At 34.7% G+C, this 17,006-nt stretch carries 17 protein-coding genes, 1 tRNA gene and 1 pseudogene; 13 read left to right on the forward strand and 6 right to left on the reverse strand.

Features of this window, described 5'->3' with window-relative positions; translation table 11 throughout:
* Position 1 precedes the first annotated feature (1 nt).
* The 8 genes and pseudogenes from ACICQD_RS00760 to ACICQD_RS00795 all read left to right on the forward strand — a co-directional run.
* Positions 2 to 1,228 carry a DEAD/DEAH box helicase gene (locus ACICQD_RS00760; RefSeq protein WP_395461467.1) on the forward strand — a complete coding sequence of 409 codons (1,227 nt, stop codon included), beginning with the start codon at positions 2 to 4 and terminating at the stop codon, positions 1,226 to 1,228.
* Positions 1,229 to 1,431: 203 nt separating this feature from the next.
* A complete protein-coding gene (locus ACICQD_RS00765) occupies positions 1,432 to 3,738 on the forward strand; it encodes an AAA family ATPase (protein WP_070357007.1) in 2,307 nt (768 codons plus the stop codon).
* 64 nt (positions 3,739 to 3,802) lie between these two features.
* Positions 3,803 to 4,699: a class I fructose-bisphosphate aldolase gene (locus ACICQD_RS00770; RefSeq protein ID WP_209473361.1), complete on the forward strand. Its 897-nt coding sequence runs from the start codon at positions 3,803 to 3,805 to the stop codon at positions 4,697 to 4,699.
* A gap of 5 nt (positions 4,700 to 4,704) precedes the next feature.
* Positions 4,705 to 4,776, forward strand: a tRNA-Cys gene (locus tag ACICQD_RS00775).
* Between the two features lie 121 nt (positions 4,777 to 4,897).
* Positions 4,898 to 5,965 carry a quinone-dependent dihydroorotate dehydrogenase gene (locus ACICQD_RS00780; protein WP_007548704.1) on the forward strand — a complete coding sequence of 356 codons (1,068 nt, stop codon included), beginning with the start codon at positions 4,898 to 4,900 and terminating at the stop codon, positions 5,963 to 5,965.
* Between the two features lie 90 nt (positions 5,966 to 6,055).
* On the forward strand, positions 6,056 to 6,754 hold the full coding sequence (gene rnc / locus ACICQD_RS00785) for a ribonuclease III (RefSeq protein ID WP_006279914.1): 699 nt from the start codon (positions 6,056 to 6,058) through the stop codon (positions 6,752 to 6,754).
* A gap of 139 nt (positions 6,755 to 6,893) precedes the next feature.
* A protein-coding gene (locus ACICQD_RS00790; RefSeq protein ID WP_395461446.1) for an IS5 family transposase occupies positions 6,894 to 7,720 on the forward strand; the annotation gives its coding sequence in 2 pieces (ribosomal slippage) (positions 6,894 to 7,281 and positions 7,281 to 7,720; 828 coding nt in all).
* Positions 7,721 to 7,727: 7 nt separating this feature from the next.
* Positions 7,728 to 7,874 (forward strand): annotated as a pseudogene (locus ACICQD_RS00795) (IS66 family transposase); the annotation flags it as partial.
* 122 nt (positions 7,875 to 7,996) lie between these two features.
* Here ACICQD_RS00795 and ACICQD_RS00800 read toward each other — a convergent pair.
* The 3 genes from ACICQD_RS00800 to ACICQD_RS00810 form a co-directional block, all read right to left on the reverse strand.
* Positions 7,997 to 8,539 (reverse strand): hypothetical protein, encoded by a 543-nt coding sequence (locus ACICQD_RS00800; RefSeq protein WP_006279913.1) that lies wholly within the window; start codon positions 8,537 to 8,539, stop codon positions 7,997 to 7,999.
* A gap of 109 nt (positions 8,540 to 8,648) precedes the next feature.
* Positions 8,649 to 9,149, reverse strand: a complete 501-nt coding sequence (locus tag ACICQD_RS00805; RefSeq protein WP_010082055.1) for a phospholipase D family protein — start codon at positions 9,147 to 9,149, stop codon at positions 8,649 to 8,651.
* An 886-nt stretch (positions 9,150 to 10,035) separates the two neighbouring features.
* Positions 10,036 to 10,860: a hypothetical protein gene (locus tag ACICQD_RS00810; protein WP_022626161.1), complete on the reverse strand. Its 825-nt coding sequence runs from the start codon at positions 10,858 to 10,860 to the stop codon at positions 10,036 to 10,038.
* A gap of 167 nt (positions 10,861 to 11,027) precedes the next feature.
* On the opposite strand from ACICQD_RS00810, the gene ACICQD_RS00815 reads away from it, so the two are divergent.
* The 4 genes from ACICQD_RS00815 to ACICQD_RS00830 are packed head-to-tail and all read left to right on the forward strand — an operon-like array spanning position 11,028 to position 13,318.
* A complete protein-coding gene (locus ACICQD_RS00815) occupies positions 11,028 to 11,666 on the forward strand; it encodes an HAD family hydrolase (RefSeq protein ID WP_010081930.1) in 639 nt (212 codons plus the stop codon).
* Positions 11,666 to 12,163, forward strand: coding sequence for an RDD family protein (locus ACICQD_RS00820; protein WP_010081931.1), 498 nt, complete (start codon positions 11,666 to 11,668; stop codon positions 12,161 to 12,163). The genes ACICQD_RS00815 and ACICQD_RS00820 overlap by 1 nt, the downstream gene beginning before the upstream one ends.
* A gap of 59 nt (positions 12,164 to 12,222) precedes the next feature.
* Entirely contained in the window at positions 12,223 to 12,699 is a 477-nt protein-coding gene (bfr, locus tag ACICQD_RS00825; protein WP_010081932.1) for a bacterioferritin, read from the forward strand.
* Position 12,700: 1 nt separating this feature from the next.
* Entirely contained in the window at positions 12,701 to 13,318 is a 618-nt protein-coding gene (locus ACICQD_RS00830) for an SURF1 family protein (protein WP_070357010.1), read from the forward strand.
* Positions 13,319 to 13,348: 30 nt separating this feature from the next.
* Here ACICQD_RS00830 and ACICQD_RS00835 read toward each other — a convergent pair whose 3' ends face one another.
* The gene (locus ACICQD_RS00835; protein WP_010963130.1) at positions 13,349 to 15,067 is read right to left on the reverse strand and encodes a monovalent cation:proton antiporter-2 (CPA2) family protein; all 1,719 of its coding nucleotides are present in this window, start codon (positions 15,065 to 15,067) and stop codon (positions 13,349 to 13,351) included.
* Between the two features lie 5 nt (positions 15,068 to 15,072).
* Complete coding sequence (locus ACICQD_RS00840; protein ID WP_010081997.1) at positions 15,073 to 15,645, reverse strand: thioredoxin family protein; 573 nt, start codon at positions 15,643 to 15,645, stop codon at positions 15,073 to 15,075.
* Positions 15,646 to 15,753: 108 nt separating this feature from the next.
* Between ACICQD_RS00840 and tmk the strand changes: the two genes are divergently transcribed.
* Positions 15,754 to 16,344, forward strand: coding sequence for a dTMP kinase (gene tmk, locus ACICQD_RS00845; protein ID WP_010081998.1), 591 nt, complete (start codon positions 15,754 to 15,756; stop codon positions 16,342 to 16,344).
* Here tmk and ACICQD_RS00850 read toward each other — a convergent pair.
* Positions 16,337 to 17,005, reverse strand: coding sequence for a hypothetical protein (locus ACICQD_RS00850; RefSeq protein WP_010081999.1), 669 nt, complete (start codon positions 17,003 to 17,005; stop codon positions 16,337 to 16,339). The two genes, tmk and ACICQD_RS00850, sit on opposite strands and share 8 nt — an antisense overlap.
* Between the last annotated feature and the right edge of the window lies 1 nt (position 17,006).

Raw genomic sequence — 17,006 nt, forward strand, 5'->3', positions numbered from 1 at the left:
TGTGAATAATTTTCATGAGATGGGTCTCCCAGCTTCGCTTAGACAAGCTCTAGATAAAAATAATCTTTTCGTCCCAACTCCGATTCAAATACAAGCGATTCCCTTAGCGCTACAAGGTAAAGATATTCTCGGATCTGCTCAAACGGGGACTGGAAAAACTTTAGCATTTGCTATTCCGTTGGTTGCTAAGTTGCTGAATGAGCCTAACACTGGTTCAGCTTTAGTCATCGTGCCAACCAGAGAGCTTGCGCATCAGGTAACAAATGAGATAAGAAAACTCTTATCTCAAAATTCTGCACTAAGGGTCGCTTTGTTGATTGGTGGTGAGCCTATTTTTAGGCAGCTAAATCAGCTTCAGAAAAAACCACAAATTGTAATAGGTACTCCTGGTCGTATTATAGACCATATTGAGCGTAAAACTTTGATTACTCGCAATGTTAGCGTTCTTGTGCTTGATGAAACGGATCGTATGTTTGATATGGGCTTTGGAGTTCAGATTGAAGAAATTATGAAGCATTTGCCTAAAATAAGGCAAACTCTTATGTTTTCTGCAACTCTTCCTGGAGATATAGTAAAACTTGCTGAGAAGTACCTTAATCGACCAGAACGTATTTCTTTTGATTGTGAGGTTACAACTTCTGTAAAAATTAAGCAAGAAATTGTTTATGCATCAGAATCAGAAAAATATGAAAAGCTTGTTACACAACTATGTCAGCGCGAAGGATCAATCATTATCTTTGTCAAAACAAAGCGAGGAGCGGATCAGCTAGCTAACAGATTGCACAAAGATGACTATAGCGCTTTAGCAATTCATGGTGATTTAAGGCAGCACAAGCGCGAAAGGGTCATTAATTCTTTTCGTCGTGGCCGTAATCAAATCATGGTTGCAACAGATGTTGCTTCTCGCGGCCTTGATATTCCCCACATTCAACATGTTATCAATTATGATGCACCACAATCGCAAGCTGACTATATTCATCGTATAGGTAGAACTGCACGCGCTGGAGCTGAAGGGTATGCGCTATCTTTTGTTACACCTCAAGATAAGAGAAGACTGCCTGCACTGGCAGACAAAGAAGGAGAGCTAAATTTTGATTGTAGTGTGCAATTTAAAAAACGTAACAGCAAAAAGGTCTTTAAAAGGCCAAGTACGTTAAAGACTAAATACGGTAGAAAAAAGATCAATGCATTTAAGAAGAAAAGCAGAGTACTAGAAAAAGCGTATTAAATAGGATTTACCTACAATTTGATAAGCGTAAAACTCGTCATTCCGCTACTCATTAGCGGAATCTATGCTGAGATATTGCGGTGCTATGACGTAGATCCAGAGTGGGATTCAAATTGGCTACAGCGAACTGCTGGATTTCAATTTTTTTAATAATTGTGTGCTATTCATTATATATGAGTTCCCACTTTTAAAGAGAATAGGAGATGATTTCCAAAAACTTAGAGGCAAGTTTGAATAGAGCACTATTCATTGCTTCTAATTTTAATCTTAAATATGCGAAAGTAGAACATTTATTGCTGGCGTTAACTAAAGACGTGGATGTAAATTACGTTTTATCAAGATGTAATATCAGAGCCGATGAAATCATCAGTATGGATAACATTCTATCAAGATGCAATATTAAGGCTAATGATTATAATAATAATATAAAAGGGTTTTTACAAAGCAGTTCTGAATTGATTATCAGTGGAGTTAAACCTAGCTCAATGTTTCAATGCATAATACACAGAGCAATAATACGGGCTCATAGCTTGGGGAAAAAAGAAATAAATGGAGCAAGTGTTCTAGTAGAAATTTTGTCTGGGCAAGATTTATACGTTGAAGATCTATTGCAGAAACAAAGTGCGAAAGATTCCAATTTGATTTACCACATATCTAACATGAAATACTCTAACGATATAGATGAATACACCACTAATCATAAAGTAAAACTTGATAAAAATAATGATGCTCCTACTACAGTAAATAAAGGTGAGCTACTAAAAGATGAGGAAATTCTACAAAGTTATTGTAAAAATTTAAATGACTATGCAAGAAGCAAAAAAATAGATTATGTTATTGGTCGTGATTATGAATTAAATCGCACTATAGAAATATTATTGAGGCGTAGAAAAAACAACCCTTTATATGTTGGAGATCCAGGTGTTGGCAAAACCACAATAGTTGAGGGTTTGGTACTCAAAATCATTGAAAACAGTGTTCCAAGTGCGCTCAGGTCCAGTATAATTTATGCTTTGGATTTAGGGTCACTCCTTGCAGGGACACGCTATAGAGGTGATTTTGAAGAGAGAATAAAATCTATAATAAAAGCGATTGAGGCAAAACCAGGTGCTATCCTTTTTATTGACGAAATACACACTATCATTGGAGCAGGTTCTACAAGTGGTAGCTTTCTTGATGCAGGTAACCTACTCAAACCTGCGCTTGCAAGAGGTACACTGCGTTGTATAGGTGCAACTACATATAGAGAATACAGCAATAGTTTTGAAAAAGATAAAGCATTAGCGAGGAGGTTTCAAAAAATTAATGTTAAGGAATCTTCTGTTAACGAAACGATAAAGATACTAGATGGTATAAAGCACTACTATGAAGGGTATCATGGAGTATATTATACAAAGAATGCCATTAGGTCTGCGGCTGAACTTTCGCATAAGTATATTACTGGGCGAATATTACCTGATAAAGCGGTTGATGTTATTGATGAGGCAGGGGCATATTGTAAATTGCTAAGAAACAGGGGTAAAATTGTAAATAGTAGAGATATTAAGAATACCATTACTAGAATTACAAATGTGCCTTGCGGATCTGAATCTGATGATTTGCAGAAAGTAAAGTCTTTAAAAGCTAATCTAGAGAAGGTGATTTTTGGCCAAGAGCAGGCAATAGAATCTCTTGTTAATTCTATTAAAATTGCTAAATCTGGGTTGAGAAATTACAATAAGCCTTTAGCAAATTATCTTTTTGCAGGGCCAACCGGTGTTGGTAAAACCGAGCTAGCAAAACAATTAGCAGAAAGCATGGGCATGAATCTTATACGCTTTGATATGTCCGAATATATTGAGTCTCATACGATATCAAGGATGATTGGTTCTCCTCCTGGATATGTAGGTTATGATCAGGGTGGATTACTCACAGAGTCTGTATCTAATAATCAATATAGTGTTGTGCTGCTTGATGAAATTGAAAAGGCTCATAGCGATATCTATAATATATTGCTACAAATTATGGATTATGGTTGCGTTACAGACACTTACGGACGTAAAGTTAACTTTTCCAATATAATCTTAATTATGACAACTAATGCAGGAGCAGCTGAACGCAGCAAAAGTTTTGTTGGCTTTGGGCATAAAAAATTTAACACTGGTGATAGTGAAAAAGCGATAGAACAGGTTTTTAGCCCTGAATTTCGTAATCGTCTTGATGCGATTATTTCTTTTTCTGACTTAAATGCGGATATAATTCTGCATATTGTAGATAAATTTATTCAGGAACTGAAAAAGCAGCTGACGCAAAAAGGCATAAACTGCTTGGTAGAAGATGAAGTGAAATCTTATCTTGCACAAACAGGTTATAGTAAGGAAATGGGAGCACGTCCGATAGAGAGACTTATTGAAAAAGAGATAAAAAGTTACTTAGCGGAAGAAATACTGAATCGTAAATTAATAAAAGGAAAGAAATTAAGAATCTATATGAATAAAGTAGAAAATAAAATTGCTTTTGATATAGTTTAAAATCCTTGTATTGAACTTCATCTTTGTTACAATCTATAACTTAAATTCAATTTGAATTATAGTGATAAGTGATAAAGTAAAACAAGTCCTAAGCTACTACGAAAGTGAAAACCCTGGGGTAAAAGCAAATCTTACTCGTATTCTCATGCATGGAAAGCTTGGCGGCACTGGCAAGTTAGTGATTCTGCCAGTAGATCAAGGATTTGAGCATGGTCCAATTAAAAGTTTTGAAGTTAACCCTGATGCTTATGACCCACATTATCATTTTCAGCTTGCGGTTGATTCGGGAGTAAGTGCATATGCTGCTCCACTTGGTATGATTGAAGCTGGTGCTGCAACTTATGCTGGAATGCTCCCACTTATTTTGAAACTTAATAGTTCCAACTCTTTACATTCAAAGGATCTAACCTCTGATCAGGCAATAACCTCTTCTGTGAAAGATGCGCTGCGTTTGGGCTGCTTAGCTGTCGGATTTACTATATATCCTGGTTCTGCTAAGTGTTTCGATATGATGGAGGAAGCCCGTGGAATCATAGCTGAAGCCAAATCTTACGGGCTTGCAGTAGTGCTATGGTCTTATCCACGCGGTGAAGGGATTTCCAAAGAAGGTGAAACAGCAGTTGATGTTATTGCCTATGCTGCACACATAGCAGCTTTGCTTGGCGCTAATATAATAAAAGTAAAACTTCCAACTAAATATTTGGAAAGGGAGAAAATAGAAACAGAAAATATTGAATCATTATCTAAAAGAATTGAATATGTTAAAAGGTCTTGTTTTGCAGGGAAAAGAATAGTAGTTTTTTCTGGTGGTGAATCGAAGGAAGTAGATAACATATACAATGAAGCGAAAGAAATTAAGCAGGGTGGCGGTAATGGTTCAATCATTGGACGTAACACTTTTCAACGCAAAAGGGAGGAGGCTTTATCTATGCTAAAAGATATAATGGATATCTACACATAAAAAACGGCTGGGTGGCAGAATGGCTTATGCGGAGGACTGCAAATCCTTTTATACCGGTTCAATTCCGGTCCCGGCCTCTTTCATTCTCTATATCTTGTAAAAGTTAACAGTAGCTTTAAGTGTGTAACCTATAGAGAAAGCTTGTCCATAGTAAAATCAATTTCTTTTCAAGTTATGGTTATACTCTTATAGCGTTTCATGGTAAAAAATAAACTAAAAATAAGCAAAGTGTTTTACAAACGTAATTTACTATTTTTACTACCGCCCGAAGTTGCTCACTCTTTGGCAATTATGGCATTAAAGAAAATGCCTTATAAGAATCCTATAGAGCTACCAGAATCTTTGAGTGTGAATTTTTTTGGTAATAAGCTCAGAAGCCCCATAGGTCTGGCTGCAGGTTTTGACAAGAATGCAGAAGTTATAAGGCCTATGCTCTCATTTGGTTTTGGGTTTATTGAAACTGGTACTGTAACTCGTAATCCACAATATGGAAACAAAAAGCCAAGAATTTTTCGGTTAATTAAAGATCAAGGAGTAATTAACAGATTGGGATTTAACAATAAAGGAATAGACTATTTTCTTAAACAAATAGGTGAAACCAAGCTTGATGACTGCATTTTTGGCATCAACATAGGAAAAAACAGTACATCAAAGGACCAAATCAGCGATTATGTTGACTTAATAAAGATAGTATATGGAAAGAGCAATTATATAGTGCTGAACATCTCATCCCCAAACACGCCTAATTTACGCAATCTGCACAATAAGCAAGAATTATCGGAATTGTTGAAATCCGTAACTCTAACCCGAAAATCAATTGATAATTCTAAATCCATACCAATAATATTAAAAATCTCACCAGATGTAGATCAGCAAACGAAAGAAAATATCGCTGAGCTTGCGTTGGAATATAAGATTGACGGATTAACAGTAAGCAACACTACGGTAAGTAGAGATAATCTGCATTCTCACCATAATGAGAGTGGTGGGTTGAGTGGCAAACCGCTGTTTAAACTTTCAACCGAGTTATTGGGCGATATGTACAAATTTACTAAGGGCAAAATATTATTGATAGGGTGCGGAGGAATCTCAAGTGGTGCTGATGCATATAAAAAAATAAAGGCAGGAGCTTCTTTGGTGCAGTTGTACACTGCTCTCATATACCACGGACCTCAAGTTGTAAACAAAATTAATCTAGAACTTGCAGAACTAATAAGGAGAGATGGATTTAGTAACATTAGTGAGGTGGTGGGTTGTATACATTAATTTTGGAAGTTGGTGGTATTATTTTAATAAAATAAAACTAATTCTCTGGTATAAAGGTGGTAGAAAGTGCTTTTCTTTTAAATAATTGGTATGAAGAGTTTGAATGATGCAATATCTAAGATCATTGATTATAAATTTACAAATTATGCAATATTAGAAGAGGCACTAACTCACCCAAGCGTAAATAAAAGGAATAGCAAAAACCAGATTGTAAGCTACGAAAGACTAGAGTTTTTGGGCGATAGTGTTTTGAATATGGTTGTATCTGCCACACTGTTTAAACTATTTCCTGAAGAAAAAGAAGGAGCATTGGCAAAAAGAAAGACGGATTTAGTTTGTGGCAACACCATTGCTAATGTTGCTAAAGAAATAAAATTAGGCAGCTTTATCATCATGAATAATAGTGAACGCTGCAATGGAGGGAGATGTAACTTAAAAAATTTAGAAAACTCGCTTGAAGCACTAATAGGTGCAATTTATATTGACGGCGGGCTTGAAAATGTTGAAAAATTTATTATCCAATATTGGGAAAAGCTAGCTAAAGGCATGCTTGACCCCCCTCAAGATCCTAAAACCTCACTGCAAGAGTGGACTCAGAAAAACAAATTGCCTTTACCAGAGTATGAGCTTGTAAAACAAACTGGACCAGCGCACAATCCTGAATTTACTATATCAGTTTGCATAGAAGATTATGGTAAAGTTTCTGCATGCGCTTCTAGTAAAAAGATTGCTGAACAAAAAGCTGCTGAGTTGATGCTAGAAAAAATTGGAAAAGACGCTTCAGTTTAGGCAAAATAGGCATTAATGTAAATTTTAAGGAAGCTAATAGCGTTTAGGGTAAATGGTCAATTTAAGGAGAAGCATAGTATTAGACTTCTTTCGAAACTAGGATAAAGCAGTAAAAATAGTAATTTTGAGGTAAGGAGAAATGAAGTATGAAATAGTGAAAGAGCTCGATAAAGGGGAGTTTCGTCGACTAACAGGAGTAAAGAGATCAACATTTAACAAAATGGTAGGGATTTTATGTGAAGAAAATAAAAAAAAGAAAGCCAAAGGAGGAAGGAAAAATAAGCTAAACGAGGAGAATATGCTGCTCATGGTATTAGAATACTTACGAGAATACCGTACATATTTTCACATAAGTCAAAGTTATGGAGTAAGTGAAAGTACGGCATATAAAACTGTAAAATGGGTAGAGGATACTCTAATACAACACCAAGATTTCGCATTGCCAGGACGAAAAGAACTCCTAAAAAGCGACGTGAAATATGAGATTTTGGTGATTGATGCAACGGAAACACCTGTAGAGAGACCAAAAAAAAGCAGAAAAGATTTTATTCAGGAAAGAAGAAAAAACATACGCTAAAAACACAAATAATTGCAGAAAAGAAGAGCAAGAAAATTATTTGTACGTCATTTTCAAACGGAAGAAAGCATGACTTTCGGCTTTTCAAGGAGTCAAAAGTGCATGTATCAGAAGGTATAAAAGTTTTAGCCGATGCTGGCTATAGAGGTTTTCAGAAAATTCACAAAAATGTCGAGTTGCCACACAGAAGGATGAAAAAGAGTCCCTTAATTAAGGAAAAAAAGGTAGAAAATCGGGAGCTAGCAAGCAAAAGAGTAGTAGTTGAGAATGTAATTGGTCTGTTAAAAAGATTCAAAATTATTGCAGACAGATACCGCAATCGGAGAAAACGTTTTGGCTTGAGATTCAATTTAATAGCAGGAATTCACAATTTTGAGCTGTCTATATGAGTTTCGAAAGAGGTCTATTATTCATAAAAAAGTTGATCTACCAAAAATCAAGCCTTATGTAGTGGAATATCAATGGCTGTTGTCGGAGATGCGGAAAAAAAGAAGTAGCAAGTTACCAAAAGGTGTTATGCCAGATACATTTGGTCCAAGAGTTGTTTTGTGAAGTTGACAGAGTCAAGGAGAATGAAAGTTTTAAAAAATAGCATATTTTTTAATTATAAAAATTTGATATTAACTGTTGTTGGTTGATTGAGTAAAAACCAGTGAATGGTCACGTTAAAACATATTTTTAAATTTCTGCCAAAATCCTGGTTTATTATCATTAACCTTTGTAAATGTTATATTTAAACTGTATTTCGGATCATTTGGCACGTCGTATTTTATGCTAAATGTTGAAACTTTATCGTTATTGTAAATATGTACATCATCATATGATAGCTTTGTTGTGTAACACTTTACATACTTTTGCTTATCATGCACTAAATCACCTGACTCCCTTTCTAGTTCCACAAATTTCGTTTTTTTCTGACATTCCTTCATTTTTATTAAATCCTTATCTAGTGATATTGAAACTGGCAACGTATTTCCAGCATATTCTTTAGCTAAAAGTTCACTTTGAGGATACATTTTTATTTCCCTGCCAAAATGTGAGTCTATGAAATTATTACTCCAAAATTTATCGCCAGAATGCACGTACTCATCAGTAGCATACGGCACCCCACCATAATTGCATTGAACTTTGTAATCTCCAACACCGTTGTTTTGAAAAAAATCATGAATAGCAGTGTAGCTACCGGCAGCATCATTTATATAATCCATTACTTTATTCCTTAAATTTTTAGTTCATTATATCATAATCATTATGCCAATCAATCAAAAAAGCTCTCCCTTGCTGTTTTTAAAACTGATTTTGAGCAAGCGCTCTCGATTAGTTGGGAGCGTATTTGTAAGATTGTGACATTCGTGCCTCCCAGTTTTTCACATACTGCTGAATCAATTCAGGATAATCTGTAATAATTAATAAATTTTCAGCATTTCCTTTTTTAGCTGTCTTACTAAGGTTAAATGACCCTGTGATGACTTTTTGATTGTCAGCAATCATTATCTTATTATGAGCAATCTTTGGCTTATCATCGATCCAAATTGGTACTCCACCTGAAAATAATTCATTTATAACACTATATTTTGAGTAGAGTTGCGATTTATCTAAGATGACTTTAACATCAACACCGCGTTCTTTAGCATTAATCAAAGATTTTGCAACTGTTCCAAGAGTAAATGTATATTCTTGAACTAAGATAGATTTTTTAGACTGATCTATTACGTTGATTATCGGTACAGCACAATCTTCTCCAGGTGAAAAGCAAACCGTAGCTTTTGGGCAGGGCGAAAATATAAAACCCGCATAGTAATACAGAGAAAAACACATTAACAAGAGTAAAAAGTGAAAAAGCCTCACAACAACCCACCCCCGGATATACGGCGATAGGCTACATTATAATTTAATCACCTGTCAATAGACTTCTTGCATAGTTTTTGGCAACAACCGTTAGAAACGAAAAAACTTACTTGACAAACTCCGCCAGCCTCCTTATCATGAAACTGAAGGTATTCAGTTATCTTCATCTGTGCAGATTAAACAGCAAGAAAACAACGTAGTTGGCGTCTTATTTTTAATTTTTTGCACTATGTGTACCTTATGTCTTCACAATATTTCTAGGTTTTTACCTACACAAGCTGAAACGCGCTTATAAGTCGTTTAAGACAGTATAGTACGCCAATTTGCAGGATTAGGGAGTGACAACTAGCTAACACGGGGTTTCTTTTGCCTTTTTTTCTGCTTAGTAAATTTCTTAAACATTTAAACTAAGGTGAGTTGCATTTAAAAGCAGCTAAATTGCAGTGTTTAAGACTTAAAAAACGCCAATGTTCTAAAATAGATATTAGCTGGGGCTTCTTTTGCCTTTTTTTCGTTTGGTAAATTTCTTAATGTTTATAGCTAACATGAAGCTAAGTACGAACTTTGTTAAATACAACAAATGGTGTCATCCCAGTGCTCCTTTTTTTGTCATCCGAGTAGCTGACACTGGGATCTATTTTGCATGTAACTCCAATTGTGTTTTGGCATAAAACGCGACGCGTATTAGACTTATTTGCAAGCAAAGCTTGCTAGATCCAAGTAGTCAGGGCACTGGGATAACATCATAGGGACACTGGGATGACACCCTGACAATCGTCATCCCGCTACTTGTTAGCGGATGAGATACCGCGGCGGTATGACGGTTCGTGGCGGTATAATGAAGCTTGAAAGCGGATCACCTTTCACGACCCGTGTTTACTTCATTCACTTTAGGAGTATTAACAGGCGTTATTGCCGGGTTCTCAAGCTTTGTTGCCTGCTTCAAACCCTCGCTTACACTTTTGTCCTTTAAAATTTCATCAAGCTGCTTACTCTTTTGTTGCTCTTCGTTATTTGACGTATCTCTTTGAGCATCTTCTTTCATGCCACGAGCATTCTCTACATCCTTTTCACCTTCACCTAAAAATTTTTCTAATATTTTCTTAACAAAGCGCTTCAGAAGACTCAAAAACCCTTCTTCTTTTTGATTTTCTTGTGGTTGAGGCGTGTTATCTTTTTTGTCCGGCTCAGTGTTGAGCTTCTCTTTTACAGAACTCTTGCTTACTGAGGGATTAACGGTTTGTGAATCGTGCTCTGATGCTGTTTGCACAGAAGCTTCAGTAGTCTTTTTTTGTGTATTATGTTCAAGGTCTTTAACTGCTGTTGTAGTTTTTCTCGGAGTGTCTTGGAGTTTTTTGTCACTTTTTGGCTCTGCAACTTTTTCACTTGTGAAGATGCCCTTCCCTTTATATTGTTGGTCAAGCTCAGCAATTCTTTCAAAATCTTGACGTACTTTTTCATCTGCACGTCCTTTTTGACTTTCAAATTTCTGACTCAATTCTGCAACGTTTTTCATTTTGTTCTCAAGCTCCTTACTTTTCACAGCTTTTAGAGCCTCTGTTCCTTTTGCGATATAATTAACCTTCTTTTCTAATGAGGTACCTTCTGGAAAAGCACCTGGAGAACGTTCAAAAACATCTTTAAACTTTTTTTCAACACTTTCTTTAGATGTCTGGGCCATACCTGTTACCTATTAAAACATATCATATAATCAGTATATTAGCTAATTATATAAAAAACAGTTAACATAACTTGTGGTAAAAAGTGTTTATCAAGGGCGTCCTATTTATATCTTTTTCATTAAAATGCTATTTACTTATTAAGTTAAAATGTATAATTATATAAGAGATGAAAGATAGCTCATTAGCAGTAGTATTCGATTGGGATAATACCTTAGTTGACACTCAAGATAATATTTTTAATGCTATTAAGCATACCATAAACTCAATGGGGTATAGTAATAAAGCTGCTGATAGAAATTCCCATGAGTCGAGAAAGAGCTATATGGTCAATTTATTTGGCGATCAGTGGAAAAAAGCGAATCAGATATATCAACAATATTTAGATGATGCACTATTGCAAAACATTGCTTTGAATCAAGGAGTAGAGAAAATGTTGCAGACACTGAAAAGCCACAATATTTATCTAGCAATAGTAAGTAATAAGAAAAATACTAATTTACGTAAAGAAGTTGCCTATTTTAAACTAGATTCCTACTTTGAAAGAGTGGTTGGGTCATGCGATACTGCAGAAGATAAACCATCTGCAACCCCACTGCTGTTTGCACTAGAAGAGAGTACGTTGCCTATAAATAGAGAAAATGTGTTTTTCGTTGGTGATAGCATCACAGATGTTCTGTGTGCACAAAATGCCAATTGTTTACCTATTATATACGGTCAATCAATAAGCGGTTATGAAGATTTGTTATGTTTTCAACATTTTGATAAACTTACAGATTTTATAATAAAGTATTTAGAAGATAGGTAATGACCACTGTTACAGAGATTGCCAGTATAATAAGACGCTTTTGCGCATATTTGATAGATAGAGCAATTTTATTAATTCCAAACTTATTAATCAGACTATTGTTAAAGAATTTTCCGTTAATTTCATCTATGTGTATAGATTGCAGTTACTTCACATATTTTATATCTTCAAAAGCCCAAGCAACTCCTGGTCAGCAATTAATGAACATACATACCATAAGCTTGGACGGTTCTAAAATAGATTTGAGTTTAGCATTTGATAGAAGCATTTCTCAGTTTTTTCTTTCTCTATTATATAACATAATAGTTATCCTCATCGAGCTTTTCCAAGAACAGGACGTGTTAATAAACGCTTTCGATATATTAATAGTGCTACTCACTATATTAACGGTGCTGCTCACTCTTTGCTGGTATCTAGTTGCTTGCTTCTCTAAGAAAAAACAGACATACCACGACATGCTATTTAATACGGTTGTTATCAAAGGAAATATTAAATGAGTTGCTATAACTATCGTTATCATATAAATTATGCTGATGAATTGAACTAAGGGAAGATTATGAATGAAGAGATAGTAAAACATTTGAACAAATTATTGACCAATGAGCTAACTTCTGTACGCCAGTATCTTTTGCATTTTGCGATTCTCAAAAACAATGGAATTAATAGATTTGCAGAAAAGGTAAAAAATGAGCTTAACGAAGAACTTGAACATGCAAACAAGTTGGCAGAAAGAATTTTGTTATTCAAAGGAGTTCCAAATTTTCAGGATACAAACGAAATATCAAAGCATGATGGAAAGTTTACAAAAGACACAATACGGAAAATCTTAGAAGCTAATTTGAAATTAGAGGGAAAAGGTATTAAGGATATCAAAGAAACGATTTCTATCGCTGAGAAAGAAAAAGATTTTGTTAGTGTAATGTTATTAGAAGAGATGTTAAAAAATGAAGAAGAGCACTTCCATTGGATTGAAAAACAGATTGACCTTATTGAACTAATGGGTGTTGAAAACTATTTAAGAACACAAATATAGAGTGTTAAAAAAAATAGTATTTATTTTAATTGTACCTTGCTTGCTCCTTTTTTTATTAGGATTATGGCAAGTATTCAGATTGAACTGGAAGAATAATATTATCAAAAATATGAGTCTTCCTGTTGTTCATCTGTTGCCCAATAACGACCTTGAAAAATTTAACTATAGGCATGTCAAGATTGATGGGATTCTAAGTGACATAGAACTATATGTTTTTGCAGGGCAACACGGCTATCACGTGCTGTCTCCTATGTTGCTCACCACTGGACGTTACATGTTGGTGAATAAAGGAATAGTCGGAGAAAAAAAGGAGAAAAAAGTAAAAATTGAAAAAGTAGTTGCAGATGGAATTTTATATTGCGATAGCAATAAAAGTAAAAATTGGTTTATCAAGAACGATACTGCTTCGAATACATGGTTTACCCTGAGTACAGAAGAAATTTCCAATGAGTTAGGTATTAAGCTAGAGAAGTGTGTATTGTGGCCGAACAATTTTGGCAGCAAAGTAGCTATACAGCCAATGAAGCATTTGGAATATGCAATCACTTGGTTTGCACTTTCCTTAATTTGGTTGATTATGTGCGTAATTTACTATAGGCAAAACCTCAATAAAGCTTAAAGCTTTCTGTACATAAAATTAGAGAAGTAGTTATTCATCTTTATCACTACCAAGGTCTTTTAACATACTGTAATTGCCTTTTCTGAATCTACTTTTTAAAGACGTAACTCCACTTTCGCTAATACCACTAAGGCTCAGTGCAGCTCCACCTAGCTGCAATCCTATCTCAGATGTTTCAGGAATAATTTTACTAGCTCCTAGATCTCTATAAACCTCCACATTACTCAGATCTGGTAAGCGTATTACAATATTTACATGCGGAAAATTTGCTGCAACTAAAGAAACAACTTTTTTTATAGTAACTTCATTCTTTATTGAAATAACGAGAGCTTGAGCTCTTTCTATTCCTACCGATTTTAAAATTTCACATCTTGTAACATCTCCAAGATATATAGGAAAACTATCACTTTTTCCTTCTTTGACTATTTTCGATTGAATATCTACAACAACGTAACTTAAATGCTCTGCCGTAAGCATTTTTGTTACCATATATCCCACTCTACCAAATCCAGCAACTATCACATGGTTATAAAGATCTTGTGTATCTGTTTCAACAGCTTCATCATCTAATATTGTTTTCTCAGTGCTAAATGAGTTTGCTATCCAATCTCCAAGCCCCGATAAAAGAGGAGTGAAAGCCATGGTTACTGTAGTTACCATCATAAGTACTTGAGCGATTTCACTTGGTAGCACATTTAGCTCATCTGCTAAGCGAAACAAAATAAACGCAAATTCACCGCCTTGTGAAAGCAGTAACCCAGCTTGTATAGCAGGTGCACTCTTAAACCCAAAAAATCTACACAATATATATATAATAGATGTTTTTAAAACGATAAGGATAATCGATAATAAAGTAATTAGTGGTAACTTATTGAGTAAAAGTTCGGTATTGATGGACATACCAACAGTCATGAAAAATAAGCCAAGAAACAAATCTTTAAATGGCAATACTGCGTGTTCTACTGAGTGTCTATATTCTGTTTCTGCAACTAACAATCCAGCAACAAATGCACCTAATGCTAACGATAAATGGAATTGCTCAGTAATAAATGCTGCTCCTAATACTATTAAAAGCGTTGTTGATATAAAGATCTCATTACTTTCCATTTTAGCAATAACCGAAAATAAAGGTCTAAGCAATAATCTACCAGTTATAAATATCAGCACTAATGCAATAGCTGCTTGCACCAATGAACCTGCCAATGAGCTTATCAGGCTGTGCTCAGAATTGCCAGTAAGTAAAGGTACCAATACTATTAATGGTACCACTGCAAAATCTTGCATTAATAGCACTGCTATCGACAACCTACCAACCTGACTTGCTTGAGAACCTTTTTCTTGCAGAACCTGCAACACTATTGCTGTTGAGGATAGCGCAAGCCCACCACCAATAACTGTTGCTATATTCGTATTCACTCCGAAAGCAAGAGCGATGCACCATATTGCTACCATGGTAACTATAACTTGAAGAGAACCGAACCCAAATACATGAATACGCATAGCGATCAGGCGTTCAAATGTCAATTCAAGGCCTATAATGAATAATAGAAAAACTACACCAAATTCTGCAAGATTATCCATTGCTTCAGCTGAGTGTATCAGATTAAATCCGTGAGAACCAATAACTGCACCTGCAACGAAGTAACCAAGCACTGGACTAATATTCATTTTCCAAAATGCTATGACTATAAACACAGCAGCAGAAAGCAAAATTATAATATCAAACAAATGCTGAGAGCCACTGTGCATGATATTTAACCTGTAGAATTAGACCATTTAATTGAGCAGCCAATACTTGATTTTTGGTCAATTGGAGAATTACCAGTTTCTGCAATAAATTTCATAGCTTGAAATAAGTCACTACTTCCTACTTCATAGCTTTGAACCTTTTCTTTTTTTGTGTCGTTAAAACGTCCACGATAGCAAAGGTTTAAATTGGAATTAAAGCCGAAAAAGTCAGGAGTGCAAACAGCCCCGTATTCTTTAGCTATTTTCTGTGTACTATCAATTAAATATGGAAATATAAACTTATTTTCCTTGGCAAAATTAATCATATTTTCAAAGGAATCTTCTGGATATTCATTTACATCATTTGGCATTATTGCAATGGTGTTTACCTGATAATCTTTTTTCAATTGATCAACATCGCTTACCAGATTGCTAATAATTGACTGAACGTAAGGACAGTGATTGCATATAAACATTATAATAAGACCATTTTTTCCACAACAGTCACTTAATGCATAATATTTATTGTCTACTCCCAAAAGATTAAAATCTTTTGCAGTAAAACTAAAATCGACTTTAGGAGTATTCAGAGCAACCATAGACTATTATTATACCACATGTAATTTACGGTCTTATTATTTAAATGTCAAACGGTTTCTATGTATACTGTTTGCATATTCTTTTTTAGTATTATAATTATAAAACTTATGTTCATAACTTTCGAAGGAATAGACGGCTCTGGTAAAACAACACAATCTAAGCTACTTGCAAATCATTTTAAGCAAATTCGCGGCGAAAATAATGTGGTATTGACTCGAGAACCAGGTGGCACTAACTTTGCAGAGAAGGTAAGAGGAGTATTGTTAACGAATAATATTGATTCTATTTCTGAACTCTTGCTACTTATCTCGATGAGGCGCGAACATATGAAAAAATTAATATTACCAGCTCTTGCAGAAGGAAAAATAGTGATTTGTGATCGGTTTATTGATTCAACTATTGCATATCAAGGATATGGGTTTGGAGTTGACTTAGGGCTAATAAGGGACTTACATAAGCTAGTGGAAATTAAATATCCAGATATTACATTCATTCTAGATATTGATGTTAAAGTTGGGTTAAATAGAGCAAAAGACAAGAATAAATATGAAGAAATGGATGTTAATTTTTACAATAAGGTCAGAAAAGGATTTCAGGAAATAGCCATAAAAGAGCCCGTTAGGTGCAGTGTTATCACTGGAATTGAAACAAAAAATGATAATCACGTACACAATGAAATTATTGATAAAATCACCTAGCTTGTGATAGAAAATTATCAATTTCAGGTAACATTATTTCATATGAATAACTTTTTGTTTGAGTAGCTAAAAAATCCTGTATTTTGTCTGGATCTTCTTCACTTATCATCTTATATGCCCTTGCGAGGTTCATTAATTCACTTCTATTTTTTTTATTGCTTACTTCAGTAATAGTAAAAAATTGATCAAAATGGTCTAAGAGGTCTTTATTTTTTATTGAAGACACAATATCGTCAATTTCTTTCACATATAATGCAAGTTTGTGTGCTTTACTACGATCTTCAAAACAAAGATTAACAAGCACGTTACGAAACCTATCTTTCGTAGTACTTCTCACTTCTGCTAATAAGGACTTAATATTTTCTTGGCAATGCACTCTCTTTACCGATTCAGCCGGTTCAACCATACCAAGAACATTCTTTACCAAAGATTTTTCTTCACAACTAAATATGAACATGTAATAACCCATCGATAAAGTGAAGAGCAAGAACATAGCCGGAAGTAAAAACGGAGCTAATACATTTTGTGACGCAGGGAAAATAAACCAGGTAACAGTTGCTATTGACACAGTTACAAATAATCCTGATAAACATAATTGTGCTTTTCTTCTATAATTCTGATCAATAACTGTACTTACACCAATAGAAGCTATATCAATCATT

The organism is Wolbachia endosymbiont (group A) of Therophilus tumidulus (assembly GCF_964277345.1).
Classification (GTDB): domain Bacteria; phylum Pseudomonadota; class Alphaproteobacteria; order Rickettsiales; family Anaplasmataceae; genus Wolbachia; species Wolbachia pipientis.

Bases quoted from the DNA above. Each gene is read 5' to 3' on its own strand.
- ACICQD_RS00765 (WP_070357007.1), top strand. From the start codon at position 1,432: ATGATTTCCAAAAACTTAGAGGCAAGTTTGAATAGAGCACTATTCATT.
- ACICQD_RS00780 (WP_007548704.1), top strand. From the start codon at position 4,898: ATGGTAAAAAATAAACTAAAAATAAGCAAAGTGTTTTACAAACGTAAT.
- rnc (WP_006279914.1), top strand. From the start codon at position 6,056: ATGAAGAGTTTGAATGATGCAATATCTAAGATCATTGATTATAAATTT.
- ACICQD_RS00800 (WP_006279913.1), bottom strand. From the start codon at position 8,539: ATGGATTATATAAATGATGCTGCCGGTAGCTACACTGCTATTCATGAT.
- ACICQD_RS00805 (WP_010082055.1), bottom strand. From the start codon at position 9,149: ATGTGTTTTTCTCTGTATTACTATGCGGGTTTTATATTTTCGCCCTGC.
- ACICQD_RS00810 (WP_022626161.1), bottom strand. From the start codon at position 10,860: ATGGCCCAGACATCTAAAGAAAGTGTTGAAAAAAAGTTTAAAGATGTT.
- ACICQD_RS00815 (WP_010081930.1), top strand. From the start codon at position 11,028: ATGAAAGATAGCTCATTAGCAGTAGTATTCGATTGGGATAATACCTTA.
- ACICQD_RS00820 (WP_010081931.1), top strand. From the start codon at position 11,666: ATGACCACTGTTACAGAGATTGCCAGTATAATAAGACGCTTTTGCGCA.
- bfr (WP_010081932.1), top strand. From the start codon at position 12,223: ATGAATGAAGAGATAGTAAAACATTTGAACAAATTATTGACCAATGAG.
- ACICQD_RS00835 (WP_010963130.1), bottom strand. From the start codon at position 15,067: ATGCACAGTGGCTCTCAGCATTTGTTTGATATTATAATTTTGCTTTCT.
- ACICQD_RS00840 (WP_010081997.1), bottom strand. From the start codon at position 15,645: ATGGTTGCTCTGAATACTCCTAAAGTCGATTTTAGTTTTACTGCAAAA.
- tmk (WP_010081998.1), top strand. From the start codon at position 15,754: ATGTTCATAACTTTCGAAGGAATAGACGGCTCTGGTAAAACAACACAA.
- ACICQD_RS00850 (WP_010081999.1), bottom strand. From the start codon at position 17,005: ATGATTGATATAGCTTCTATTGGTGTAAGTACAGTTATTGATCAGAAT.